The organism is Streptomyces aureoversilis, assembly GCF_042657885.1.
GTDB classification, from domain to species: domain Bacteria; phylum Actinomycetota; class Actinomycetes; order Streptomycetales; family Streptomycetaceae; genus Streptomyces; species Streptomyces aureoversilis.
This window is the reverse complement of the sequence record NZ_JBHSKJ010000004.1, coordinates 463,700-490,532: the sequence shown is the minus strand read 5'-3', so window position 1 is coordinate 490,532 and position 26,833 is coordinate 463,700. Positions and strand designations below refer to the sequence as shown.

The following is a 26,833-nucleotide window of genomic DNA, read 5'->3' as shown; positions in this document are numbered from 1 at the left end:
TCGGCCGGTTGTGGGAGCGGCAGGCCGCTGCCCGGCCGGATGCGGTGGCCGTGGTCGAGGGGGAGCGGAGCTGGTCGTATGCCCAGCTGGACTCGGTTTCGGATCGGATCGCCCGGAGGCTGCGGGAGCGGGGCGTGGGTCCGGACGACGTGGTCGGGGTGCTTCTGCCGCGCGGGGCGGCCCAGATCGCGACTGTGCTCGGTGTGACGAAGACCGGCGCGGCGTTCCTCCCGGTGGACCCGTCCTATCCGCGGCGGCGCATCGGCCACGTGCTCGGCGACGCCCGGCCCCGAGTGGTCGTCGTCGACGAGCAGCGGGCCGCGATGGCGAGCGGGTTCGACGCGGTCGAGGTGTCCGGTGACATCGGCGAGTGGTCTTCCGACGACGTCCAGCCCCAGGGCGTTCCGACCCAGGGCGTTCCGACCCAGGGCGTCCCGGCCGAGGATGGCCCGGCCGGTCGCCCGGCGGCCACCGTGGACCACTCCGCGTACGTGATCTACACATCGGGATCGACGGGCGTGCCCAAGGGCGTGGTGGTGACCCACCGCGGTCTGGCGGGCCTGGCGGCGACGCTGCGCGAGCGGTGTCCGGCGGGCCCCGGCAGCCGGGTCCTGCAGCTCTCCTCGCCGGCCTTCGACGCGTCGGTCCTGGAGCTCGTGTGGGCCCTGGACGCCGGTGCCGCCCTGGTCGTCGCCTCGCCCGAGCGCCTCGTCGGAGCCGAGCTCGCCACGGCGCTCGCCGAGAACGCCGTGTCCCACGCGCTGATCCCGCCTTCGGTGCTGGCGACGCTGCCCCCCTCGGCGCCCACCGAGCTGACCGGCCTCCGGACGCTCGTCGTCGGCGCGGAAGCGTGCTCGCCCGAACTGGTCCGGGCATGGGCGCCGGGGCGGCGGATGGTCAACGCGTACGGGCCCACGGAGTGCACCGTCGTCGCCAGCCAGACCGGCCACCTCGACGAGCCGCCCGTGACGATCGGCCGCCCTGCAGCGAACACGCGCCTGTATGTCCTGGACGATGCGCTGCGGCTCGTTCCGGCGGGGGTGCCGGGCGAGTTGTACGTGAGCGGTGCGGGGGTCGCCCGAGGCTATCTGGGCCGGGCAGGACTGACGGCGTCACGGTTCGTCGCCGATCCGTTCGGCGGGCCGGGTGCGCGCATGTACCGGACCGGTGACGTGGTGCGGTGGAACGCGGACGGCGAGCTGGAGTACCTGGGCCGGTCCGACGAGCAGGTGAAGATCCGCGGGTTCCGCGTGGAGCCCGGTGAGGTCCGGCGCGTGCTGGAAGCCCGGCCGGAGGTGCGCGAGGCGGCGGTGGTCGCGCGCGGTGACGGCGAGACGTCGTCACTGGCCGCCTACGTGGTCCTCGCCGGCGGTTCGGACCAACCGGACCAACCGGACGAGGCAGCCGAGGCGGCCGAGGCACAGATCAGCGAGTGGCAGGACGTGTACCACTCGGTGTACGGCGACCTGAGCGCGCCGGGCGAGGACTTCGTGGGCTGGAACAGCTCGTTCACCGGCGAGCCCATCCCCGTGGGCGAGATGCGGGAGTGGCGCGACGCCGCCGTACACCAGGTCCTGCGGTTCGGGCCCCGGCGGATCCTGGAGATCGGCGTGGGCTCCGGACTGCTGGCCGTGCCCCTGGCCGAAACCGCCGACGAGTACTGGGGCACCGACTTCTCGGCGACCGCGATCGACCGCCTGCGTCACTTCGTGACGGGACGGGGCTGGGACCACGTACGGCTGAGCTGCCGACCGGCACACGACCTCTCCGGGCTGCCCGCCGGTCACTTCGACACGGTCGTGATCAACTCGGTGGTGCAGTACTTCCCCTCCGCCGACTACCTCCGGGACGTCGTGACGAAGGTGTGGGACCTGGTGGCCGACGGCGGCCGGGTGGTCCTCGGGGACGTGCGCCACCACGGGCTGCTGCGCATGCTGCACGCCGCCGTACACCACCACCGCGACCCCGGCACGCGACGCTCCACGGTCGAACAGGCGGTGGTCACGGAGAAGGAGCTGCTCCTGGCCCCCGAGTTCTTCACCGCCCTCGCCGACGCCTGTGGCGCGTCCGGCGCGGAGATACGGCTGAAGGAAGGCGCGGCCCACAACGAACTCACCGGCTACCGGTACGAAGTCGTCCTGCACAAGGGCGGCCCGGCCCGCTCGCTCGCGGACACCCCCGCCCTGGTCTGGGGCCGCGACGTCACCGGCCTGGACGACCTCGGGCGAGCGGTGGGCGCCGGCGGCGCGGCCGGATCGCCGGTCCGGGTCGTCGACGTCCCCAACGCCCGCCTGGCCGGTGGCGTGGTCGCGCTGGACGCCCTCGACGGCCTGGGCGCGATGGATGCGGTGGATGCGGTGGATGCGGTCGACACGTCGGACGTGGACGTGGACGCGGACCGTGTGGATCCGCAGGCGGTGCGGTCCTGGGCGCGGCAGGCCGGCCATGGCGTCGTGATGACCTGGTCGCCGCGCCGCAGCGGCTGGTTCGAGTTCGTCGTGCTGCCCGGTGCCGACGACGCCGCACCGCTGACGGACGTCTACCGGGGCCGGTCGGTCCCGGCGACGTCGAACGTGCCCGCGGTCGCCCGCTCGGCCGGTGCGCTGGTGTCCGGCCTGCGGGCGACGCTCAAGGAGCTGCTGCCCGACTACATGGTCCCGGCGACCATCACCGCCGTCGAACGGATGCCGCTGACCCCGAACGGCAAGCTCGACCGCCGGGCACTGCCGGAGCCGGAGGTCCGCTCGGCCGGCGGCCGTGATCCGCGCACCCCGCAGGAGGAGATCCTGTGCGCGCTCTTCGCCGAGATCCTCGGCGTCTCCCGGGTCGGGGTGGAGGACGGCTTCTTCGACCTCGGCGGGCATTCGCTCCTCGCCACACGGCTGATCAGCCGCATCCGTACAGTGCTCGACGTCGAAGTGCCGCTGAGGACCGTCTTCGCGGCGCCGTCGGTCGCCGAGCTGGCCGTATGGGTCGAACGGGCCCGGACCGAGGACACCACTGCCGTACGGCCCGCGGTGACGGCGGTGGCGCGGCCGGGGCTGGTGCCGTTGTCGTTCGGGCAGCAGCGGTTGTGGTTCCTGCACAAGCTGGAAGGCCCGTCGGCGACGTACAACTCGCCACTCGCGCTGCGCTTGTCCGGTCGGCTGGATGTGGCGGCGTTGCGGGCGGCGCTCACCGATGTGGCGGGCCGGCACGAGGCGTTGCGGACGGTGTTCGCCGAACACGCCGGCACTCCATACCAGCGCATTCTTGACACTGTCGAGGTCGAACTCACCGTGCGTGAGACGACGGAGGACGAAGCCGAGGGCCTGATGGGAGAGGCCGCGCGCTACCCGTTCGACCTCTCCCGCGAGATCCCGTTGCGGGCGGAGTTGTTCGCTCTCGGATCCGATGAGTGGGTGCTGGTGCTGGTCCTGCACCACATTGCCGCCGACGGGTGGTCGCTGCGGCCGCTGGCTCAGGACATCGCCACCGCCTACGACGACCGGTGCCGCGGGCAGGCCCCCTCGTGGTCGCCGCTGCCCGTCCAGTACGCGGACTACGCGCTCTGGCAGCGGCGGCTGCTCGACGAGGACGGGCTGCTGGACCGGCAACTGGAGTACTGGACCCGGCAGTTGGCCGACCTGCCCGACGTGGTCACCCTTCCCACCGACCGCCCGCGTCCCGTGACCGCCGGCTATCGCGGCGAGATGAGGTCGACGGACCTCGGCGCCGCACTCCACCGGGACCTGCTCGCGGTGGCCAAGGACGGCGGCGCGACGCTGTCCATGGTGTTCCAGGCGGCGTTCGGCGCGCTGCTCACCCGCCGGGGCGCGGGGACGGACATCCCGGTCGGCATGCCGATCGCCGGACGGACCGACGCCGGACTCGACGACCTGGTCGGGTTCTTCGTCAACACCCTGGTCCTGCGGATCGACACCTCCGGCCGCCCGAGCTTCACGGAGCTGCTCGCACGGGTGCGGGAGGTCAGCCTCGCGGCCTATTCCCACCAGGACATCCCGTTCGACCACCTGGTGGAGAAGCTCAACCCGCGGCGCTCCCCCGCCCACCACCCCCTGTACCAGGTGCACCTGGCGGTGCAGAACAACCCCGACGCCGCCCTCGCGCTGCCGGGCGTGAACGCGCGGCCGTACCCCGGCCTGGTGGCGTCCGGGGTGTCCCGGGTCGACCTCACGGTCAACGTCACGGAGACCTACGACGGGACCGGCGGCGCCGGCGGCATCAACATCGCGGCGGAGTACGCCACCGACCTCTACGACGCGGACACCATCGACAGCCTGCTCGACGAGCTGGCGCGCCTCCTACGCGAGATCGTCGTCAGCCCCGATGAGCCGATCGGAGGCACAGACGTGAAACCCGCAGGAAACGCCGTACGGCCCCGGGGCCGCTCCCTCCCGGAGCCGGACCGGCCGGAGTCCGCACCCGGCACGCTGCCCGAGCTGCTGCGCACGTGGTTCGCCGCCCACCCGTCCGCCGTCGCGGTCGCCGACGGCACCACCCGGTGGACGTACGCCGAGCTGGACGCCGAGGCGAACCGGATGGCGCGGTCGCTCGTCGAGCGCGGTGCCGGTCCGGAGTGCGTCGTCGCCGTGCTGCTGCCGCGCAGCGCCCGGCAGGTCGCGAGCGTCGTCGCCGTCGCCAAGTCCGGTGCGGCGTACCTGCCGATCGACCCGGCCTCTCCGGACGAGCGGGTGAAGCGCCTGATCGGCGGCGCCGCGCCGGTGCTGGTGATCACCGACGCCACCGGCGCCGCGCGGGTGGGATCCGGCGTGGAGGTCGTCGACGTCGACGACCCGGACACCGCCGCGGCCCGGCGCCGGCTGCCGGACACCGGGCTGACGGACCGGGAGCGCACGGCGGCGGTACGGCTGGAGCATCCCGCGTACGTCATCCACACGTCGGGATCCACCGGGGAGCCGAAGGGTGCGGTCGTCACGCACGGCGGCCTGGCGGACTCCGTCGCGTTCTGGCGGGACCGGTGGCAGCTCGCCGAGGGGGACCGGGTGCTGCAGCTGGCCTCGCCCGGCTTCGACATCTCCGTCTTCGACCTCCTCGTCACCTTCGCCGCCGGGGCGGAGCTGGTCCTCCCCGACCCGGCACTGACCTCAGGCGAACCGCTGGCCCGGGAGCTGGACGCGGCACGGATCACGCACTTCATGACGGTCCCCTCGGTCCTGGCGTCCATGCCGCCGGACGCGTCGGCCCGGCTGACGGGGCTGCGCGGCATCGTCGTCGGGGGAGAGGAGTGCACCCCCGACCTCGCGGCGCGGTGGTCGCAGGGCCGCCGGATGATGAACGTCTACGGGCAGACCGAGACCACCGTCGCCTGCACCATGACCGAGCCTCTGGGCGCCGGGCCGGTCACCATCGGACGGCCGAACCCGCAGGTCCGCGTCTACGTGCTCGACGAGCAGCTGAAGATGCTGCCGCCGGGCACCGACGGCGAGCTGTACGTCGCCGGTCCCGGCATCGGCCGCGGCTACCTGCACCGCCCGGACCTGACCGCGATCCGCTTCGTCGCCGACCCCTACGGTCCGCCCGGCGAGCGCATGTACCGCACCGGGGACCTGGGCCGCTGGACCTACCGGGGCGAGCTGGAGTTCGCCGGCCGCTACGACGACCAGGTGAAGATCCGGGGCTTCCGGGTGGAACCGGGCGAGGTCGAGGCGGCCCTGACCGAACGGCCCGACGTGGCACGGGCGGTGGTGGTGGCCCGGGCGGACCGGCAGGGCGAGCCCGCGCTCATCGGATACGTGGTGCCCGCCGCGGGCGAGGGCGCGTTCGACGTGGCGGCCGTACGGGAGGGCCTGCGCCGCACGCTGCCCGCGCACCTGGTGCCCGCGGCTCTCGTGCCGCTGCCGGACTTCCCGCTGTCGCCGAGCGGGAAGGTCGACCGGCGGGCGCTGCCGGAGCCGGAGTTCGGCGAGACGGGCGGCCACGGTCCGCGCACCCCGCAGGAGGAGATCCTGTGCGCGCTGTTCGCCGAGGTCCTGGGGCTCCCGCAGGTCGGCGTGGACGACAACTTCTTCGACCTCGGCGGCCACTCGCTGCTCGCCAACAAGCTCATCGCCCGCATCACCGAAGTGCTGGGCGTGGAAGTGCCCATCCGGAACTTCTTCGGCGGCCCCACCGTCGCCCGGGTGGCCGAACAGCTCGGCACGGGCGGTGGGCACGACGCCTTCGACATCCTGCTGCCGCTGCGGACGCAGGGAACCCTGCCGCCGCTCTTCTGCGTGCACCCGGGCGCGGCGATCTGCTGGGGCTACGCCGACCTGCTGCTGTACCTCAGCCCCGACTTCCCGGTGTACGGCCTGCAGTCGCCCGGTCTGAGCAGCCCGGACGGGCTGCCGGAGACGCTTGAGGAGGTCGCGGACGCCTGCATCGCGGAGATGCGGCGCGTGCAGCCGGAAGGCCCGTACTACCTGCTCGGGCAGTCCTTCGGCGGCGTCGTCGCCCAGGCGATGGCGGCCCGGCTGGAGCGCGCCGGCCAGCGGGTCGGCCTGATCGTGGCGCTGGACTCCGAACCGGCCCGGCCCCTGACCGAGCGGGAGCAGCAGCAGGTGGTCGAGGCCACCGCCGTGGTGTACGCGGGCATCCTGGAGGTGCTGGGCGTCGACGTCTCCGCACTGACCGACCGCAAGCTCACGTTCGCGCAGTTCTCCGAGCTGGCCCGGACCACGAGCACGGTGCTGGGCAACATCAAGGAGGACGAGTTCGGCCTGCTGATGGAGATCCTGCACCGCAACATCTCCCTCGCCGCCAAGTACCGCCCCGAGCGCGTCGACGCGGACATGCTGATCTTCGGGGCGGCGGAGGAACCCGAGCGGGTGCTCGACCCGGAGTCCTGGCGGGACATCGTCGCCGGGACGATCACCTACCACCCGATCCCGACCAGCCACAGTCAGATCACGACACCGCCGTCGCTCGCGTTGATCGCCCCGATCCTCGAAGAGCACCTGCGGTCCCTCATCCCGAGCCCGGCCACCACGCCTGACCCGGCCACCACTCCTGAGGAGGAGAACTGATGGGCAACCCGTTCGACGACACCGAGGGCACCTTCACCGTCCTGGTCAACGACGAGGGCCAGTACTCGATGTGGCCGGCCGCCATCGACGTACCGGAGGGATGGGACGTCGCCCACCCCTCCGACACGCACGAGGCGTGCCTGGAGTACATCGAGGAGCACTGGGCCGACATGCGGCCGCGCAGCCTCGTGGAGGCCATGCGGCACGAGCAGGCGTGACCCCCGGCCGTCCGCGCTGAGAACGGCCTCCTGGCCGCACACCGAGGCGCGCCGTCCCGACGGCACCGGGCCCGTGCGGCCCGGTGCGGCCGGCGTCCGATTCGCGAACCGACCCAGCTGAAGGAAGAATTGTGGTCAACGATCTGATACCGGTCCGGCGGGCCGGTGCGGCGACGCTGGAACGCATGGCCCGGACCCTGGGTCTGGGCGCCGGCGGAGCCGACCTCGTGGCGGCCTTCCACACCATGACCCAGTGCTGGGGCACGGCGGCGGCCGACGAGCTCCCCCTGTCCGACGTCTCCCCCGACGGGTCGCCGATCGAGTTCGCCGCCGAACTCGACGGCGCCCAACCGGCACTTCAGTTCGCCGTCGAGCCCATGACGCCCGGGGTGCCGGCCAAGGACCCGGCGGCGGCACGGAAGGTGATGTCGACGCTCGTCGAGCGGTACGGCGTCGACGCCGAGCGGTGGGCGGCCGTCGCCGAGGTGCTGCTGCCCGACGACGCGGCCTGCACGCACGTCGCGATGTACGGCGCCGAGGCCCGCCGGGACGGGCCGATCCGGTTCAAGGTCTGGTTCTACCTCGACGTCGAGGGCCCGTTGCGGAACTTCGACCTGCTCGACGCGGCGCTCGAACGCCTCGGGCTGTCCGCACGGAGGCCGGTGTTCGGGGCCCGCCCGGACGAGAGAGGCCGGGGCGTGCCCTTCCTGCTCTCACTGGACCTCGCCGACGACGCCGGCGCCCGGGTGAAGGTCTACACCCGGCACTTCGCGGGCAGCGCCGACGAGATGGTCGCGGCCCTCGCCGGCTACCCGGGCTTCCGGGCCGACGAGGTCCGCTCGCTGTGCCGGCTGGCCGGCGAGCGGCCGGGCTTCAGCCCCCAGCCCGCCGTGACCTGCGTGTCCCTGGCCGACGCGGGTGGCGTGGACCGGACCCGGGCCACGCTCTACGTGCCCCTGTGGACCTACGCCCCGGACGACGCCCTCATCCGGGACCGGCTGCGCCGGTTCCTCGCCGCGCAACCCGGTGCCGCGCAGCGCTACGAACGGCTCCTGGCCGACGTGGCCCACCGTCCGCTCGACGCGGGCACAGGCCTCCACAACTACGTCTCCTGGCGGCCGGGAGGATCCGGCCTGCGGCGGAAGATCTACCTCTCGCCGCAGATGCACGACGTCAACCCGCCCGCGTTCGGCGCGGGACGACGCGACCGTACCGAGGACCCGGCCGCCTGGACCGCGGCGGGAAGCGGACGGGCGTGAACGACCGGCGGTGACGGCGGCATCACCGGGCCCGCCACCGGCCACCGCCGGCCGCCTGCCTCACGGCCGCACGCCGGCCCCGAACCCCGTCCACCGCAGATCGGCCGGCAGGTGCCCCATGTCGTTGTAGAGCAGCACCGTCGGCGCCGAGCCGTCGCGGTACTCGATCACCGTCAGCGCCGTGTTTCCGCAGTTCAGGCCGAGCCAGCGCACCGGAGGCGCGCCGAGGGCGTCCCGGACCAGCCAGGCCACCTGGTAGGCGTGGGTGACCAGGACCTCGTGCGTCTCGGTGTCGGCGGGGCGCGCGAACCTGGCGGTCAGGGCGGAGGAACGGCGCTCCGCCTCCTCGGCCTCCTGGGCGCCGTACCCGTCGAAGAACGGCGCCCAGGCCGGCGGCGCCTGCTCCGGTACGTGCGGTACGTGGTCGATCAGTTCCGGCGCCTCCCGTACATCGGCCTTCGGCAGATGGGTGCCGATGATGCCCGCGGACCGCACCGCCCTGGGCAGGGGCGAGTGCCACACCACGTCGATCGGAAGGCCGGCCAGGCGCTGCCCGACCAGTTCCGACTGCTGCTGCCCGACGTCGGTCAGTTCACCGAACGGGTCCGCCGCTCCGTGCCGTACCAGGTACACATGCCGAGTTGCCATGGCCGATCTCCTTGCAGGTCGGGCTCGTGATCAATGATTCAGGTGGCTTCGTGAGCGAGGGCCGGGAGCCTGCGCCGGGGCGCCGGAGCCGGAGCCGGAGCCGGTTCAGCGGTGACGCAGGGCGGCGTGAGCCGCGTCGAGGCGCTGGGCCTCGTCGCGCGCGGAGTGGTCGCCCGAGACGTCGTCGGCCCAGGCGAGCAGCCGGTGGAGGTGCTCGTCGGCCGCGTTCGCGACGACGCGGGGGGTGCCGAGGGCGACCTCGCCGCTGGTCCCGTCGATGGTGACGAGGGTGCCCTCGCCGACGGTGCGGCCGCCGACCGTCACGCAGCCGCTGCCGGCGTCGACGGTGAGGCCGCTGACGCCCACGACCGCGGGCTTGCCCATGGCGCGCGCGACGACCGCGGCGTGGCTGGCCGGGCCGCCCCGCGCGGTGACGATCCCGGTGGCGGCGGCGAGGCCGTGCATGTCGTTCGGGGAGGTCTCCGGCCGTACCAGGACCACCGGGGCGTCCCGGGCCATGCGCACGGCCCCTTCCGCCGTGGTCGCCACCCGGCCGACGGCGACACCGGGACAGGCGCCCAGCCCCCGGGCGAGGACGTCGGTCTCCTGGGACGGTGCGATGCGCGGCGTACGGACGTGCCGCAGGTGCTGCGGCGAGACCCTGAGCAGCGCTTCGTGACGTTCGATGACCTGCTCGTCGACGAGTTCGGTCGCCACGCGGACGGCGGCGCCGCCGACGAACCGGCCCGGCCGGACCTGCAGGATCCACAGCTCACCGGCCTCGAAGGTGAACTCGACGTAGCAGGCGTCGCGGTAATGCGCCTCGATCCGGCGCAGCGCTTCGAGCAGCTCCGCCCACACGTCCGGCTCCCGCTCGGCGAGTTCGCCCAGCGGCCGGGTCGCCGACCTGCCGGAGACGACGTCCTCTCCCTGGTGGCCGAACAGGACCTCGCCGTACGGGACGTTCCCACCGGTGTTGGGGTCGCGGCTGAAGGCGACTCCGGTGCCGCTGCGGGCATCGCGGTTCCCGAACACCATCTGCTGGACGATGACCGCCGTGCCGAGGTCGTGCGGGATGGCGTTCAGCGTGCGGTACGTGCGTGCGCGGGGCGTGTCCCACGACGAGAACACGGCTTCCACCGCCCACTCCAGCTGGCGGGTCACGTCGTCCGGAACGGGCCGGTCGCAGCGTTCGCGTACGAGGTCCTCGACCGCTTTCATCGCGGCGGCGGTGTCTGCGGCGTCTCCGGCCTGGGCTGCCGCCGCGCCGTCCACGTCCGCGTTCGTGACCGCGGAGGCGAAGCTCGACAGGAAGCGCAGCCGCGAGTTCAGGGCGAACGGCCGGTCGCCCGTCTCGGCGGCCAGGCCCTCGGTGGCCCCGGTCGTGAGACCGAGGTTGAGGATCGTGCTCATCATGCCGGGCATCGAGACGCCGGCCCCGGAGCGGACCGACACCGCCAGCGGCCTGTGCGGTCCGCCGAAGGCGCGCCCGGTGGCGCGTTCCAGGCCGGTGACGGCCGCCGCGAGCTCGTCGTCGAGCCCGTCGGGACGGCGTCCCTCGCGGAGGAAGGCGCGGCAGGCGCCGGTGGTGACGACGAACCCGGCCGGCACCCGCAGGCCGAGGCGGTGCAGGAGGACGAGGCCGTGCGCCTTGCCGCCCAGCGTCTCCGCCGTCTCCTCGACCTCGGCGGAGATCGTGCGGATCCACTTCACCGCTGCACCCCGAGGGTGGCGAGCTGGTCCTCGTGCAGCTCCGCCCACACGGTGTGGTACGAAGCGGTGCTGTCGGCCACGTACTCCAGCTGACCGGCGGCGGCGCGGCGCAGGGCTTCGGCGAGGCGGACGCGGTACCGGGCGAACCGGGGGAGCGCGGCGGTCAGTTCGGCGCACACGGGGGTGACGCGCCGGTCGAGATCGGCGAACTGTTCGAGGACCTGGGCGTCGTAGGCGGAGTCGCTGTGGTCGTTGGCGCTCAGGACGTCGTCGACGTTGCGGAGCTGCCAGGCGGTGCACAGGTCGAGCAGCTCAGGGTTGAGCACGAGGAACCGGTCGTACGCCGCCGTCACGGCTTTACGGGCACCGGCGGACTCCAGCTCGCCGGTGATCCGCTCGGCGTCGGCGGCGCGGCCGGCGTCCGTGAGGCTCCAGCCGGGCAGGGGGCCGGACATGCGCGTGACGAGTCCGGCGGCCCCGAGGTCGATGAGCTCGGACTCGACGTCGGACTCGTCGAGGCCCGTGACCAGATGGAGGCGGGTGAGGGTGGCGGCGCCGGCACAGCGCAGGGCGTGCAGCACCAACAGGTTCGTGTCCGTGGCGTGGGTGTGGGGCCGGTTCACGTCGTGTCCTTCTGGTATGCGGAATGCGGTTCGGTGTGCCATGCGGTATGCGCTTCGCTATGTGCTTCGGTGTGAGGGAAGACTGCGGGAGGGCGCCGTCACTCCTGGCGGCCGTAGGCGCGGACCGCGAGCGGGCAGAAGACGACGAACAAGACGGCCGACCACAGCAGGGTGAGGCCGACGCTGTGCGTGTCCGACGTCCCGTTCAGCAGGGCGCGGCAGGCGTCCATGACGTGCGTGACGGGGTTGACGTCCGCCCACGCCCGGAGCCACCCGGGCAGGGTGTCGGCCGGGGCGGCCAGGCTGCTGCCCAGCTGGAGCGGCAGGAAGGCGATGAAGCTGAACGACAGCACGGCCTCGGCGCTCTTGACGAGGACCCCGATGAACACCGTCACCCAGCTGAGGCAGAACCCGAAGAGGATCGCGAGCCCGGCCGCCCCCAGCGCGTCGAGGAACCCTCCCCGGACGCGGAACCCGAGCGCCGTGCCGATGCCGAACAGCACCGCCACGGCGATCAGATAACGGAGGATGTCGGCCATCACGGAGCCGAGCAGCGGCGCCGTACGGCTGATCGGCAGGCTGCGGAACCGGTCGGTGACGCCGTTCTTCAGGTCGAGGTTGATGGCCGACCCGGTGGAGATCATCCCGGCCAGCCCGGCGCCCATGACGAGGATCCCGGGGAACAGGTACTGCAGGTAGTCGGCGGTGGTCCCGGCGACCGGGCGGCCGAACAGGTAGAGGAACAGGACCATGAACAGCGCCGGGGTGACGATGCCGTTCATGATCGGGCCCGGGTTGCGGGTGGTCTTCACCAGGCTGCGCCGGGCGAGCACCGCGCTGTGCCGGAGGGTGGCGAAGGGGCGGGCCCCGGTTTCTGCGGCGGCCTGTGGCAGGGTCGTGGTCATGCTGCGGCGTCCTCGGTGTCGGCGGTGGGCGCCCCGGTCAGGGACAGGAAGACCTCGTCGAGGCTGGGCAGGCGGAACGCGAGCTCGCTGACGTCGATGCCCTGCCCCCGGAGCTGGGCGGTGATTTCGAAGAACTCCGCGTCACCGGCGACGGGCACGACGAGTTCGTGGCGGCGCGAGCGGTCGGGTTCCCGCCCCGCGACCCGGGCGACGATCGCCGCGGCGGGGCCGAGGTCGGCGGCGTCGGCCGGCCGGAGCACGATCGTGTGCCCGCCGACCTCGCGCTTCAGATCGGCGGGGGTGCCGGACGCGATCACCCGTCCGTGGTCGATGACGGTGATCCCGTCGGCGAGGGCGTCGGCCTCCTCCAGGTACTGCGTCGTGAGCAGGACCGTGACCCCGTCCCGGGTGAGCCCGCGGATCATCTGCCACAGCTCGTCGCGCTTGCCGGGGTCCAGCCCGGCCGAAGGCTCGTCGAGGAACACGACTTCGGGCCGCCCCACCAGGGCGGCGGCCAGGTCGAGCCGGCGCCGCATCCCGCCCGAGTAGGTGGCGACGGGCCGGTCGGCCGCGTCGTCGAGGCCGAAGCGGGACAGCAGCTCGCCGGCCCGCCGGCGGGCGTCCTGTCGCCGGAGGTCGAGCAGCCGGCCGATCATGACCAGGTTGGAGCGCCCGGACAGCTCGTCGTCGACGCTCGTGTGCTGCCCCGACAGCGCGATGCGCCGGCGGACCCGCCCCGGATCCCGCCGTACGTCGACCCCCGCGACGCGCGCCTCGCCGGCATCGGGACGCAGCAGCGTCGCCAGCACCCGGACGACGGTCGTCTTCCCGGCGCCGTTGGGCCCCAGCAGCCCCAGCACCTGCCCCCGGGGAGCCGAGAGGCTGACCCCGTCGACCGCGGTCGTCCGGCCGAACTTCTTGACCAGCCCGTCGACCTCGAACCCTTTGTCATCCACGCCCACGCCCATGCTCACGCCCACACCTCGCTTCGGATGTTCGTGACATTCCGATGACGCCATCATCTGGATGCCATCTGTATCATGACACGGCGGGAGCGGAAGGGGCCATGGCATGGCGAGGTTGACCCGGGCACAGCAGCAGGAGCGGACCCGCGCGGCCGTGCTGGTCGCGGCCCGACGGGAGTTCGCCGAATACGGATACGCCGAGGCCAAGGTCGACCGGATCGCCGAGCGCGCCGAACTGACCAGGGGCGCCGTCTACTCCAACTTCACCGGCAAGCGCGCGCTCTACCTCGCGGTGCTCGCCGACGCCGCCGAACAGGCCCGGGCCGCGGCCGAACCGCCCCTCGCGTCACCCGGCACCGCCGCGCAGGCACTGGGCGTCTTCGCCCGCATCTGGCTCGAACGCCTGCCCTTCGCCGCCGACACCCCGGGCAGCGGCCACCTCCGGCTGCGCTCGCTCACCGGAGTCCTCGACACCGAACCGGCCCGGGCGGCCCTGGCCGAACTCCTCCGGTTCGAAGCCCTGCTGCTCGCCCAGGCCCTCGAACCGCACACCGCACTGCGCACGGGGACGGTACGACGGGCCGAGCTCACCCTCACCCTGCTCCACGGCGCGGCGAGCCTCGCCGAGAACGCCCCCGGCACCGGCGACCCCTTCGACCTGACCCGCGCCGCCGAGCACCTCGCCGGCCTCCCCCTCCTGGACGACGCGGACCCGCCCCACCTGCCCTACGTCCCCCCGGCCCTGCCCACGCGAGACCCATGGACGGCCCCCCGCGACCTCCGCGACGAGATCACCGGCCGCCGGGTCGGGCTCGACGACGACGGCCTGGTCGTCGTGCTGGGCGCCGGACGCCTGTCCGCGGCCGAGGACGCGATGCGCTCGGCACGCCCGGACGACCGGCTGACGTTCGTCGTCGTGACCGACGACCCCGCCGAGACCGGCCGCCTGGTCCGGCTGAGGATCGTCGACCTCATCGCCTGCCTGCGGCGGGTGTTCGCGCCCGGGGACCTACCGCAGCCACGCCTCGTCTTCGACGACACCGGCACGGTGGCCGCAGCCATCGGCTACGACCCGGCCGACGACTCCACCGAGGTCGCGGTCCGCGTCCACGACGGCCTGATCGTGGCCCGGGCGGAGGGGCGCGGGGCGGGTCATGCGGTGGCGGGGCACGGTGCCCAGGAGGGCGGGCGTCAGCGCGACGGGGTGAATCCGGGGAGGTCGGCGGGGGAGAGGTGACCTCGGGGGCCCAGGCGCCGGGTTGGTCCCAGCGCCTGGCCGGCAGCCGGCCGATCGCCGTCAGGCGATGTGGACCGTCCAGTAGGACCGACCGTTGTCCGTCCCGCCGGGGTGCACTGTTGCGTCGCCGTCATCCTTGCCCGCGTATGCCCACAGGTAGCCTCCGCCGAGGTAGCCGTTCTCAAGATGGATTGAAGTCCCGCCGTATACGAGCTCTTTGCCGTTCACGGAGATGTACGGCGTCTTGATGCCCGTCAGGCCGGACGTCGTGAACTTGGTCGTCCCGCCCCACGAGACGGTGATGTCGCTGTTCGCCTGGAGGAACCCACCGACGGTGAGCGTGTTGTCCAAGGTCGCCGCCCCGCCCACCGAGAGCGCCGCCTTGGCACCGAGGTCCTTGTGGACGGTGAGCGCCTGGAGCTCGGTGGAGCCGCTGACGGTCAGCGCCTGCTCCGCGGTGAGGTCCTTGTTCACCGTCAGCCCCTGGACATCGGTCGAGCCGGTGACCGTGAGGCTGCCGTTCACCGTCAGCCCTGTGAGCTTCGGGTTCTTCACCGTGACCGTGGTCGTCAGGTAATGCGTGGTCCCACCGGTGACGTACGAGAGCTGGAACGTCGTGTCGCGGTCGATCGTCGTGCTGTACTCGTGGTTCTTGCCCACCGGGTGCGGGGCGCCGCCGTGCGAGACCGTGTAGTCGAGGGTCGACGGGCCGTTCCACGTGAGGCGGACCGAGGTACCGGCCTCGACCTCCAGGCTGTCCGCCGTGAAGTCGGAGACCGCCATGACCGGGATCTTCGGCGCCGGGAACTTCGTGAGGGCCAGCTTGGTGAAGCGGGGGCTGTCGGGCCACTTGTTCGTGTCCGTGGTGGCGACTTCACGGATCTCGATCCGGGCCGTGCCGGGGCGGGAGCTGATCTTCAGGTTCTCCAGGGTGATGGTGAGGCCGGAGACGTCGACGGCGGCGTCACCCTTGTTCGGCTTGGCCACGAAGTGGGCGTAGTCGCCCGGCGGCAGGATGGTCTGCGTGCCCGGCTCGATGCGCTGCACCGTCCAGTCCGTCGCCTGTCCGTCGCCCGCGTCGGCCTCGACCAGGCTCTGGGCAAGTTTGCCCTCCGGCAGGGAGAAGACGATCTCCCGGCAGTAGACGGTTTCGCCGCCGCCGTTGGAGACCACGAGGTGCAGGGCCGCTGCAGGGTCGTCGGCGCCGGTCGACGCGTACAGGGGGAACGGCTCGCTGATGATGGCGTAGTCCAGCAGAGGGGCGTCCGGCTCGCTCACGGAGTCGGCTCCTTTCGGGGTGGGTACGGGTAGGTGCTGGTGCTGGTGCTGCGGAGTCACTTGGTGTCGAAGCCGCCGGTCAGGCGCAGGAATCCGGTCCGTACGGTCGGGCCGTCCTCGTCCAGCCGGGCCGTCTGGTCGATCTGCACGATCGGCTCGTGGGCCCACTGCGGTGCGGGGCCGGCTCCGGCGGGCGCGTCGGGGACGACCAGTTCGGCCCAGTCCCACGTGCCCTGAGGGGAGGTGGGGTGCGGCATGGCGAGGGCGTTGACGAAGCCGGCGGACACACCACCCGTGCCGGCGCCCGCGCCCAGATCCTTGGCCGGGACCTTCCGCGTCGTGGTCAGCACCGGGCTGAGCCGCAGCGCCACCTGCATGGCAGCCATGGCCGTCCGCGTGAAGCGCGTCGGGAGCCGGAGCGTCGTCACCGGGAGGACGTCCGTGGTGGCGTGGACGGTGGCTTGCGGGTCGAGCAGGAGGGTGAGGTGCGTCTGCTGCGTGGAGTCCGCCTTGAGCCGGGGCCAGTTGGCGTCGGAGATCTCCGCCACGTAGCCGGTCCGGGTGTCCGGCTTGGCCACCGCGTAGAACGTCCCGTAGTCGTCCTCGGAGAAGTAGCCGATCAGGCCGTCGCCCTTCTGACCGGCGTTGCCGAGGCGGACCGGCCACCGGTAGTCGAGGTGGGCCATCTCCGGGGGTGTGGGCTTCCCGTCCGGGCGCGTGCCCCACGCGGCCTGGGTCTTCCAGTCCAGCGCGTACTGCCAGCCCGCGTCGGCGACGGGAAGGCCGTCCAGTTCGAAGCCGAGCCGGGCACGGACCAGGGCGAGCGGACGGCCGAGCAGCGCGCCGAGGACCTCGTCGCCGTACGGGGTGCCCGGATCGATGCCGGCGAGCGTGTGGTCGACGGTGGTCAGCAGGTCCGCGAAGGCGTCCGGGCCCTTCGCGGCCAGTTCGCGGGCGAACGCGTGGAGCTGCGGCCGCGCGTCCCGCAGGTCGTCGATCGAGCGCACCCGGGAGTCAGGCAGGGGGCCCCAGCCGAGCACGGTCGTCACGTCGCCCGCACCGCCCTCGCGGAGTTCGAGGCGGAGTTCGCCGAGTGGCTCGCCGGTGGGCGCGTAGCACAGCAGCGAGCGGTCGACGTAGTTGGGGACGATCCACGCGCCCACCGGAGTGGTGTTCGCGGTCAGGTCGACGAGCTGTGCGTCGTTGTGCTCGGCGACGAAGTCGAACCGCAGCCGGGCGGCCTGGAGCAGGCGCGGCGGCAGCTGGACGAACCGCCCCGGGTCCGCGGGCTCGACGGTCTTCCCGCCGGTGTGCAGGCTGTCGCCCACCTTCGGGACGAAGGTGTTCGCGTCGCCGGGCAGCAGGACGTCGAGGCTCTGGCCGAACTCGTCGACGATGCTCAGCCTGCGCAGTTCGAACTGCCCGGCCCGGATCTGGGTGAAGCCGGAGTCCTGCCAGCCCGTGAACGGCTCGGGCAGCTCGCCCGGACTGGGCAGGTGGCGGAACGCGTCACCGACGAGCTCGCCGATCCTGCCGGGCGGGCTGATGCCGGGCGCCGGGTCGCGCAGGGCGAAGGCGTCCGTGAGCCCGTCCAGCCGCTGCGAGAGCAGGTCCAGGTCCTTGATCTGCGCCGCCGCGGCGGTGAGTGCCTCCGCCGTCTCCGCGTCGGGGTGGCCGGCGGCATGCCGTTCGAGGCCGCCGGCCACCGTGTGCTGCGGCAGGGGTACGAGGAAGCGGCGCCCGGTGACCTCGATGGCCTTGGTGGCGGGCGAGCCGTTCGTCCACTGGTAGTGGCTGCCGTCGAACGTCCAGTTCGGGTCGTTGAGATCACCGTAGGGCACCTGCCAGTGGTCGACCCGCCACTGGAACAGCAGCGGCTTCCACGGCTGCCGCCAGGGGGCGGGGGCGATGTCGGGCGTGTACTTCCCCGCGTTCTTCGGGTCGAGCACGCACGCGAACTCGATCAGCAGGGCAGGCACGACCGGCGGCAGCCCGCTACCCGCGGTGAGCGAGGCGAAGGGGTTCGCACGCCCGTCGTCGACGATCTGCGACGGCATACGGCAAGGGAGGGCCGAACCGTCGCCCGCCAGCGGCTTGTGCGCGGCGTGACTCTTCGCCCCGGCCAGGACCACTGTCGGGTCGGTGGCCTGGTAGAACGGCGGAAGCGTCTCCTTGCGCAGCTCGTATCCGTCGGGCAGCGGGTGGCCGTCGATGCAGTCGGTGATGTCCTTCTGCTTCTTGTTCCGGAGGTCGTCCTGTGCGGCGGCCACCCGGGCGGCGAGGCCGTCCTCGTTCGACGGGTCGATCTCGGCGCGCAGCCGCTCGCGGCTGTACTGCGGCGGAATGAGCGGCAGGCTGTGCATCCACCACAGGGCGTACAAGCGCTGCTGGAACGCGGTGAGTTCACGCTCCGCCTCGTCGTACGCGCGCTGGTGGCCGTTGAGCTCCGCCAGCCATGCCTCCTGCTCGGGCGTCACACCGGACCACGTGACCGACTTCGGGTCACCGGAGGCGTTGCCCTTGTCGTTGGTGTCGGCGAGCCGCCATACGTAGCCGCCCGGTACCTGCTGGAACCAGCCCTTGTGCAGGGCCTGGGCCGTGAGCACGTCGCCGTCGGGCTCGTCGAGGGTGTTCAGCAGGCCGCCGGCGAGGGCGTGCAGCAGGGCCGGGTCGGTGGTGTGGTCGATGGCGTTGCCGGAGCCGTCGGGCAGGGCCGCGCGGGCCCGGGCGACGAGTGCGGCGTGCGCCTCGTCCGCGCTGCTCCCGACGGCGATCCGGTCGCGGACGTCCGTCGTCTCCGGACGGTCGGAGTCCGGGGCGGCGCCGCCGCGGTCCCACCGCACCTGGACCGCGCGGCCGCAGTAGGTCGTGCTGCCGGGCGTCCAGCCCGCCGGCAGGTCCGCGACCGTCCAGCCGAGCCCGTCGAGCACGGAGCCGGCCGTCGCGCCCGCGGCGTCGAGGCGACGGCGCAGCTCCTCCTGCGCCGGGTCCGAATACCAGCCCACGACCTGGTAGTTCACGGTCGCGGTGGCCACGCCCGTCAGCGGGTCGTGCAGCGAGAAGACGTTCTCGTGGTACGGCTGGTAGACGTGGAAGGTCATGATGCCGGGACCGACCGCGGTGAGGAACAGCTCCTTGCGCGAGGCGTCGGCGGGCTCGCTCCACGCGGTGCCGTCGGCACCGATGGGCTGCTTCTTGCCGATCCGCGTCGTGATGATCGTCGAGCGGTACGGCGTGCTCGCCGGGTCTCCGGCGTCGGGCCTGACGGGGTGGATGAAGCGCGACGTGCCGTCCTCGGGGTCCAGGTAGTCGCTCTCCACCACCCAGCCGGTGGTCAGGTCGTCCCTGCCCTGCACCTGCCGGACGACGAGCCAGCGGTTGGGCACGAGCGGGAACTCCGTACGCCCGCCCGGGGTGCGCGCGCCGCCCTGACGCAGCGCGTCGGGCAGCTCCCAGCGCACGTAGACGCCGTCGTACTGCTTGTAGGCGTCGTCGGGCTCGTGCTCCCCGGTGGCGTTCCACCGGTCCTCGTTGGTGAACGGGGCCACCTCGGGGCTCAGGCTGTGGCGCAGCAGGTTGAAGTTGGGTCGCCAGCGGCGGAAGCCCTGGCCGTCGCGCTGGCGCAGGTCTTGGTTGACCACCAGGGCGTCCACGTTCACCGGGACGATGAGGGTGTCGTCGCGGTCAGCCATTGGGGTGGTCTCCTGTCGTGGTGAGGTTGTGCTCTTCGTGAGCGGTGGTGAAGGTGCGGCGCTGCGCGGCGTTGATCATCTGGACGGCGAACTCGCTGGGGGTCAGCGGCCGGTCCTTGATGCCCAGGGCCTTCCCCAGCCCGTCGGCGAGTTCGGCCACGTTCAGCACGGTGTCGGGGTTGCCGGTGCCGGTGCCGGGGGCGCGCAGGTAGTCGCCGAGCCCGGGCGTCGCCGGGAACGGATGCTGCTTCGGGTCCAGTTCCTTCCCGATGTCGTCTCCCGAGAGGGCCCGCAGCCGGATGATGCCGTCCTTGACGGGATCGGTCTCGTCGTCCTCGTCCGGCTCGTCGATGCCGAAGTGGACGCCCTGCTGCGGCTCGGCGAGCTCGACCCGGCCCGGCACGCCTTCGATGAGGACGAGCAGGACGTCGTCGGCGAGCGCCTCGCGGCGCAGGACCGGCAGGGTCGTTTCGCCGTCGGTGGCCTTGGGGTCCGCGTACGGGCGGACCTCCAGCGCGGGCCAGCCGCTGACGAGCTGCGAACGCAGCAGGAGACCCGTGACGGGCGCGGTGAAGGGCGGCAGCGGGGCCTGCCCCGTGGGCCCGAAGACCAGTTCGTCCGAGGTGAGGTCGAAGGTGTGGGCGAGTCCCACGCTCAGTGCGCCGTCGAGCAGCGTCGCGGTCCAGTCGGGGTCGACGTGGAAGAAGCGCAGGCTCTCCGAAGGCAGCATCCGCGTGTCGGGCACGAGGTGCGCGAACGGCACGCCCGTGAGGTTGCGCAGGCCCAGCAGCCGGTTCCGGACGAGGGCGAGGTCTTCGTCGTCCGGGTCGACGAGCGGGGCGTCGGCCGAGGTGAGCTTCGCGTGCAGCTCGGTGTCGGCGCGCAGGCGCTCCACGGTGAGCCCGGCGGTGGCGGGCAGCGCGGTCGCGGCCGGCACGGGGGTGACGGCGGGGCGCCGTACGGGGGCGGCGACGGCCTGCCGGGCGCGGCCCGGTGCGGCCAGGACCTCGCCGAGGTGGCCGGCCAGGCCGTTCGCCACCAGGTGCTCGACGCGCGCCCGCGCTCCGGTGGCCGCCGCCACGCGGCTCTTCTTCTCCGCCGCTTGCTGCACCTTGCCGCGCAGCCGCAGCAGCGCCGCGCCGAACTGGTGGTCGGCGAGGGCGACGCCACGTCCCGCGGTGAACGCGGTCGCGAGGCTGACGTCGTAGACCCCGTACTGCTCCAGGTGGATCAGGGCCTCGGCGGCGCAGCGGCGGCGTTCGCGGTCGGACTGCGGCTCGGCCGGCCGGGGGATCAGCGGGCCCCGGTACCAGCCGAAGGTCGAGCGCCCGGACTCGGTGCGGCACGAGATCGGCAGGTAGCCCTTGCCGAGCCGGTCGGCGACCTCCTGCTGGTCGGACCCGGACAGCGGCCTGTCGGGCGGCAGCGGTACGCGCAGCAGCAGCGCGGAGCCGTCCTCGCCCTCGCTGTCGACGAAGTGCTCGGTGAGCGCGGCGAATCCGGGTGCGTGGTCGGGGATCGTCTCGAACGCCCACGACCACAGGGAGACCAGCCGCACCGCCCGCTCGGGGCCCTCCGTCTCCTTGGCGCCACCCGGCAGGTACGGCAGCCAGCCCTCCAGCGATACGAGGTGTGCGACGTAGCGGCCGCCCGCGGCGCGGGGCAGCCGGTTGCCGACCACGACCGCGTAGTCGCCCACCTGGATCAGGTCATCGCCCGGCGCCACGCGCTGGTGCTGCTCGTCGACCCGGCGCACGTGGGTCAGGAGGGGCAGTTCGTCCTGGGTGGGGGCGACGGCGCGGAAGACCGACCTGGGCACCAGGACGGTGCGGCAGGCCTTCTTCTTGTCGTCGTCGGTGATCGGGTCCGCGTGCTCGTCGAACGGGGGCAGGAGGACGCCGTCCTCGGTGCCGGTCAGGTCGGCTACCGTCCGCGCGTCGCTCTGCCCGAGGCAGTGGGGGTCGGTGCCGGGCAGCTCGCCCTCGCCGAAGACGAGGAGGGCCAGCCACGGCAGGCGTGTACCGTCCTCGGCCGTCGCCTCGTCCCGCTCCCACGGCAGCGTCGCGCGGTCGAGCGTGACGTGCGGCAGCACGTCGTCGTACAAGCCACTTGCGCCCGGCGTCGGGTACGCGCCGTGGATCCACTCCGGCTGCACGGTGAAGCGCGGCGCGCGGACCTCCACCTCCTGGGTCGCCGGGGTGTCCAGGTAGTTGTCGGAGTCGACCCGGTGCCCGTCCTTGGTGAGGGACTGGTGCGCGGTGAGGGTGTAGCGCCCGGCGGTGAGCCGGGGCACCAGCGAGTCGATGAACTGCACGTTCAGCGACGGGTCGGGATCCAGGGCGTACTCGGAGGGGCTCATGCCGCACCGCCTTCGGTGATTCGGGTGACGCTGGGAACTGCCGGGGTGCCGGTGACCGTCGGCGGTACGGTGACGGCGAGTGCCACCGGCTCGTCCTTGAGGGGGACGGTGACGGGGAGGAGGACCGGCGGGTCCGACACGACGTCCACGACGTGGAGCGGCGGGACTCCGCCGTCCTCCGGGCCCTTCGCCCGGGCGACGTACAGCCGGTCACCGGCGGCGGACACCGCGAGCGCGGCCGGCCGCGCGCCCACCCACACGGGCTCGGCCGCTTCCCGCGGCAGGTCGCCGGACGTGTCGAAGACCGAGACGGTGCCGGTCACGGCGTTCGCCACGTACAGCCGCTTGCCGTCGGCGGAGGCGACCAGCGCGCTCGGTGCGGTGCCCGTGCGCAGGGTGGCGGCGATCGTCCTGGCGGTGACGTCGATGACGGTCACCGTGGACTTGCCCGTGTTGAGCGCGTACACCCAGCGGCCCCTGGGGTCGGCGGCGAGGCGCGTGGGGGAGGGGCCTGCCGGGAAGTAGGCCTTGGCGGTCGGGTTGTCCAGGTTGCCGACGTCCATCTTCGACACGCTGTTGTCCTGCGGCAGCGCAATGTAGACCGTCTTGTCCCACGGCGCGGCGGGGATCACGTCGGCCGGTTCGACCGACGTCGAGTTGTCCGATGCCAGCGTGGGTGCGGTGTGCCTCACCGCCGGGGCGCCGCCGCTGCCGAAGCTGACGATCGCCATCTGGTCCGGCTGGGCGTAGGTGATGTACGCCCACTCGTTGTCCGGTGAGAACGACACGCCCTTCGCGTTCTGCGGCAGCCAGGCGGGCGAGCCGCCGTTCAGGTCCGCGGCCTTGCCGGGCGGGTTGGCGGCGACGTCGAAGGCGTCGATGTGCTGTGAGCTCGGGGCCGCGGTGCACAGGCGGGTGCCGTCAGGGCTGACCGCGAGGTGGGCCGCACCCGCGTTCTGCAGGGCGATGGGCTCATAGACGGTCAGGCTCTGCGCGTCCACCGGCGTCACGGTCGCCCCGGCACCCAGCACGTACAGCCGCTCGCTCGCGGTCGGCGGGCCGGGGACCGGGGGCGCGGGCCGTGCGGTGACGTCGCCCGCCACCAGGCCGTCGGTGGTCGTCAGCCGCTGGTTGGTACCGGGGCCGGGGCTCACGTCCAGGTAGTCCATCGCGGCGAAGAGCCGGTCGCGGGACTGATCGACCAGTGCGCCGGCCTGTCCGCCGGTGACGGCACCCACGTTCGGGCGGGCCGCCGGGGCCTGCACGGTTTCGGCGACGAGCTCCACGGCGACGGGCCGGGCGGGCTCGGTCCCGGCCTCGGGCCGGGCGGTGGCGGATTCCGTGACGGCGGCCCTTGCGGTGGCGACCTGTAAGGTGACCGGCTTCACCAGCGGCAGCTTGCCGTCGGGCGTGCGGTCGTCGTGTGCGATCGTCCCGGCCTTGATCGGGCCCGGCGTGCTGCCCTGCGTGGGAGGGGGCAGCCGCAGGTCGATGCCCGTCAGCTGGCCGCCGACGCGCTGCGTGCTGCCGGTATTGAGCTTGTCGTCGTACTGGCTCCACAGTGCCCCGGGCAGACTCGCCGTGTTCGTCGTGGCGGTCCACCGGCTCAGGTCCTGGACGCCTGCGTTCTTGCCGACGAGGGTGACGGTGAGCGTCGAGTCCAGGTCCTTGCCGCCGTCGCGCAGCGGGCGGATGTTGACGCCCGTGCCCTCGACCTTGTGCTGCTTGTCCTCGCCGAGGAAGAGCGTGCCGATCGGGACGGCTGTGCGGACCGCGAAGGAGAAGGCCCCGGTGCCGACGGTCCACAGCCCCGTCTCGGTCTTGGACTCCTCCGGTATCAGCCCGTCCATAGGCACGAGCCGGACGGCGTCGGCCTTCGCGGGCAGCTGCTTGACGACGTCCGACCACGGTGCGGCCTTGTCGCCGCTCGCGCTGCCCTCACCGAAGCCGATGGTGAAGGAGATGAACCAGAGGTGGACCGTGACCTCGCCACCCGTAGGAGGTCCCCAGAGGTGCAGGGACGCGCCGACCTCGACGCTGATCGTCTCGCGCACCAGCCACAGGTCGAGCACGTAGCTGACACCGATGCTCACGTCGATCCCGGCATCGAAGTGGAAGGGGGCCCATTCGATGAGGATGTGGGCGTGGGCCGTCAGCCAGGCGTGCAGGTCGCCGGAGCGGAAGTTCACGTCCAGCGCGCCACCGGCCATGATGGCGCCGGGGGTGAGCGCGAAGTACGAGCCGCCGCTGATGGTCAGCTCCGAGGTGACCGGCCAGTTGAAGCCCAGGCGCGGCACCTGCGGGTAGTACGCGGGCACCGGGTAGCCGGGGTAATAGCCGCCCAGTGTCAGTACGAAGTCACCGGCGTTCGGGCCGTCGAACCAGGTGTACAACGCGAATCCGCCGGTGAGCACGCACGCTTCGTCGAGGAGGAACGAGCCGGGCGCGAGCTGGGCGGTCAGCTTCAGCACGCCTTCACTGGCGCGGTACTTGGCGGACAGCCCCAGCCGTACCCGGGCGTACGCGGGCAGGGACTGGTCCTTGGGGAAGCGCGCCTCCGCCGTGCCGAGTACGGCGACGGCGAAGTCGTCGCCGACCTCCAGCACCAGCAGCGCCTGGCCGTCGAGGAATTCGAAGACCTTGAACTCGAGGCCCGCTGCGAACCACAACTGCCCGGATGCGGGTCGTACCCAGGGTTTCCGGCCGTCCTGACCGTCCTGGCCGTCCTGGTCGCCCATCAGGGTGCTCAGGACCTTCAGCGGGTCGGTCTCCGGGGACGACATGTCTGCGAGGAACGGGAAGTCCAGGACCTCGTCGCCCTCGGGCAGCCGCAGGTCGGTGTTGAGCCCGAAGCCGGCCATGATGCCGGTGACCTGCACGGGCGGCGGGCCGCCGAACTCGCCGTTCACCTTGCCGAACAGGAAGAAGGACGGCTGATCGGGGTGTGCCGTGGGCCGTGCGTACGCGCCCAGCGCCGTGAGGCCGAACTCCTCCGCCGAGACGGCCAGCGCGCCCTCGATCAACGGGTCGTAATCGGCACTGGTCCGTTTGACCAGGGCCCCCTTGATCGCCAGCGGGGGGCGGGAGTAGCCGACGCTCAGCCCGTCCAGCCGGAACTCCGGAGGCACAGGCCTGGACAGACGGATTCCCATTCCCAGGCCGTCGACACCGATGGTGAGCCCGGCCATGCCGAGCGTGGCGTCGAAGAGCACCCACACGGTGTCGTCGGCGAAGCCCACGCCGACGCGGCTCAGGTTCAGCGGGCCCACGTTGCGCTGGACCTTGACCCAGGCGACGAGGGGGAGTCCGGCGGGGCCGGAGGACGCTGCGTTCCGGGGGCTCCCGGCGTTCTGGGAGCTCTGGGTGTTCTCGGTGACGGGGGTGCCGTCCTGCGTGATCAGTTGCGGCCGTGCGGGGGCCTCGGCGGGGGCCTCGGCAGGAGTCCCGGAGGTGGCCGTGGCCGTGGTGAGGGCCGGGGCCGGAGCCGGGGTCCTGGACTTCTTGCCGTCGCCACGGACGACGACCGATGTCGTCTCCGAGTGGCCGGGCAGCTGGAGGTCGACCGTGAAGGCCGGACCCTTCCCCAGGCCGTCGGCGGGCAGCAGCGGCAGCGAACCGTCGCTCGCCGCGAGCGCCTTGTTGAGCTCGCTGACGCGGGCGGTGTCCAGCGGGTCGGAGGTGAGCAGGATGCCCAGCCCGCACACGCCGAGGTCCTGGCCTTCGGGTATCTGCCCGTGGAGCAACGGCACGTCCGAGAGCTTGGCGTCCAGCCCGACGCCGGCGCGCACGGCCCATGCACGGGTGCCGCCGGCCGGCTGGTCCGACACGACGACGAGCGAGCCGCCGCCCATCTCCTTCGCGGCGAACACGATGGATTTGCGGGCGGACGCGTACCCGACCGTGAGGCCGGTGACCGCCAGACCGGCCAGGAATGCCGGCGGTTCCGCCACGCCGAGCAGGGCCGCGACGTCGGTGAAGGACACGCCCTTGGAGTCCTCGCAGCTCGCGCTGAACTCGGCGTGCTGGGCGTCCTTGACGGTGAACGTCAATGTGCGGACGTCGTCGCCCGGCGTGGGGACGGTCAGGACCAGGGTTCCCTCGTATTCCTGGTCGTACGCCTGACTGCCGCCGGACTTGGACAGGGTCGCCTTGACGTCGAGGTCGGCCGTGGCGTCGCCCAGCGGGAATCCGGCACGCACCTCGATCCGGAATCCCGTGAAATCCTTGCCCCGGTCGTAGGCCAGCATGAGGCGATGCAGGGCGATGCCCTTGAGGACAGGCGGCGGGGTGACGCCGAACAGCCCGAAGAAGGCTTCGGCGACGTGCCATTCCCTTCCGTCCTCGGGCTCCACGACGAATTCGTAGCCGGTCCGGTCCGCCGCGAAGTCGAGGGCGCAGGTGATGAGGAGGGGATCCCCGCCGCCGGCGGCGAGCGCGGCCTGTGCGTAGAGCTCGCGGACCGCGGCACCGTCCACGATGCGGATCTCGTAGACCAGCAGGACGTCCTGCAGTCCCAGGGTGCCGAGGACGGACATCACGGCGTGGTTCTTCAGCGACAGGCCGATCTGGACACCGGTGACGGGGGCGTCGTCGGGGTTGGCCTCGTCATCGCTGAAGAACCAGAGGGAAAGGTTCGGGGTTTCCTTGGTGATGATTCCGGTGACGCAGAGGTTGTCCGGGTCCGGGACCATCTCGGTGAGGGTGGCCCCCATGGTGAACCAGCGCGAAAGGGCGTCGGGATTCACCGCGTCCTTGAGGTTCCCTAACTCGTCCGGGAGCCCGTCGGGCAGCGCCAGTTCCGGAGTGGGAGGCGAAAGGCTCTTGAGCCATTCCTTGAGTTCGCCGACGGTCATCGCCACAACGCATTCCTCCCTGACCGATCGGCCGCGCCGGGCACGGGCCGCCGTG

General features: G+C 72.5%; 13 protein-coding genes. 4 read left to right on the top strand and 9 right to left on the bottom strand.

Translation table 11 applies throughout. The annotated features are described in order from the left end of the window. Window positions 1-8: 8 nt before the first annotated feature. From ACFPP6_RS09980 to ACFPP6_RS09970, 3 genes are all read left to right on the top strand, one after another. Window positions 9-7,028, top strand: coding sequence for an amino acid adenylation domain-containing protein (locus ACFPP6_RS09980; RefSeq protein ID WP_382039210.1), 7,020 nt, complete (start codon window positions 9-11; stop codon window positions 7,026-7,028). Next, window positions 7,028-7,246 (top strand): MbtH family protein, encoded by a 219-nt coding sequence (locus ACFPP6_RS09975; protein WP_382039209.1) that lies wholly within the window; start codon window positions 7,028-7,030, stop codon window positions 7,244-7,246. Before ACFPP6_RS09980 ends, ACFPP6_RS09975 begins: the two co-directional genes overlap by 1 nt. 131 nt (window positions 7,247-7,377) lie before the next feature. Further along, a complete protein-coding gene (locus ACFPP6_RS09970; RefSeq protein ID WP_382039207.1) occupies window positions 7,378-8,505 on the top strand; it encodes a tryptophan dimethylallyltransferase family protein in 1,128 nt (375 codons plus the stop codon). Window positions 8,506-8,565: 60 nt separating this feature from the next. Here the strand turns inward: ACFPP6_RS09970 and ACFPP6_RS09965 are convergent, their stop codons facing one another. The 5 genes from ACFPP6_RS09965 to ACFPP6_RS09945 all read right to left on the bottom strand — a co-directional run bounded on the left by ACFPP6_RS09965 (window position 8,566) and on the right by ACFPP6_RS09945 (window position 13,362). Beyond that, a complete protein-coding gene (locus tag ACFPP6_RS09965) occupies window positions 8,566-9,153 on the bottom strand; it encodes a histidine phosphatase family protein (RefSeq protein ID WP_382039205.1) in 588 nt (195 codons plus the stop codon). A 105-nt stretch (window positions 9,154-9,258) separates the two neighbouring features. Further along, a complete protein-coding gene (locus ACFPP6_RS09960) occupies window positions 9,259-10,866 on the bottom strand; it encodes a pyruvate, phosphate dikinase (RefSeq protein WP_382039203.1) in 1,608 nt (535 codons plus the stop codon). Continuing rightward, window positions 10,863-11,489 (bottom strand): transcriptional regulator, encoded by a 627-nt coding sequence (locus tag ACFPP6_RS09955; protein WP_382039201.1) that lies wholly within the window; start codon window positions 11,487-11,489, stop codon window positions 10,863-10,865. The genes ACFPP6_RS09960 and ACFPP6_RS09955 overlap by 4 nt, the downstream gene beginning before the upstream one ends. 98 nt (window positions 11,490-11,587) lie before the next feature. After that, entirely contained in the window at window positions 11,588-12,394 is an 807-nt protein-coding gene (locus ACFPP6_RS09950; RefSeq protein WP_382039199.1) for an ABC transporter permease, read from the bottom strand. Then, complete coding sequence (locus tag ACFPP6_RS09945) at window positions 12,391-13,362, bottom strand: ATP-binding cassette domain-containing protein (RefSeq protein WP_382039257.1); 972 nt, start codon at window positions 13,360-13,362, stop codon at window positions 12,391-12,393. The genes ACFPP6_RS09950 and ACFPP6_RS09945 overlap by 4 nt, the downstream gene beginning before the upstream one ends. 103 nt (window positions 13,363-13,465) lie before the next feature. Here ACFPP6_RS09945 and ACFPP6_RS09940 point away from each other — a divergent pair, with 103 nt between their 5' ends. Then, window positions 13,466-14,596 (top strand): TetR family transcriptional regulator, encoded by a 1,131-nt coding sequence (locus ACFPP6_RS09940; protein ID WP_382039197.1) that lies wholly within the window; start codon window positions 13,466-13,468, stop codon window positions 14,594-14,596. A gap of 60 nt (window positions 14,597-14,656) precedes the next feature. Here ACFPP6_RS09940 and ACFPP6_RS09935 read toward each other — a convergent pair whose 3' ends face one another. From ACFPP6_RS09935 to ACFPP6_RS09920, 4 genes are read right to left on the bottom strand one after another with little or no spacing between them, the layout of a single operon-like run. Continuing rightward, window positions 14,657-15,874: a hypothetical protein gene (locus ACFPP6_RS09935; protein ID WP_382039195.1), complete on the bottom strand. Its 1,218-nt coding sequence runs from the start codon at window positions 15,872-15,874 to the stop codon at window positions 14,657-14,659. Between the two features lie 56 nt (window positions 15,875-15,930). Continuing rightward, window positions 15,931-19,566 (bottom strand): hypothetical protein, encoded by a 3,636-nt coding sequence (locus ACFPP6_RS09930; protein ID WP_382039194.1) that lies wholly within the window; start codon window positions 19,564-19,566, stop codon window positions 15,931-15,933. Beyond that, on the bottom strand, window positions 19,559-21,925 hold the full coding sequence (locus tag ACFPP6_RS09925; RefSeq protein ID WP_382039192.1) for a hypothetical protein: 2,367 nt from the start codon (window positions 21,923-21,925) through the stop codon (window positions 19,559-19,561). Before ACFPP6_RS09925 ends, ACFPP6_RS09930 begins: the two co-directional genes overlap by 8 nt. After that, window positions 21,922-26,778 (bottom strand): DUF6603 domain-containing protein, encoded by a 4,857-nt coding sequence (locus ACFPP6_RS09920; protein WP_382039255.1) that lies wholly within the window; start codon window positions 26,776-26,778, stop codon window positions 21,922-21,924. Before ACFPP6_RS09920 ends, ACFPP6_RS09925 begins: the two co-directional genes overlap by 4 nt. Window positions 26,779-26,833: the final 55 nt, after the last annotated feature.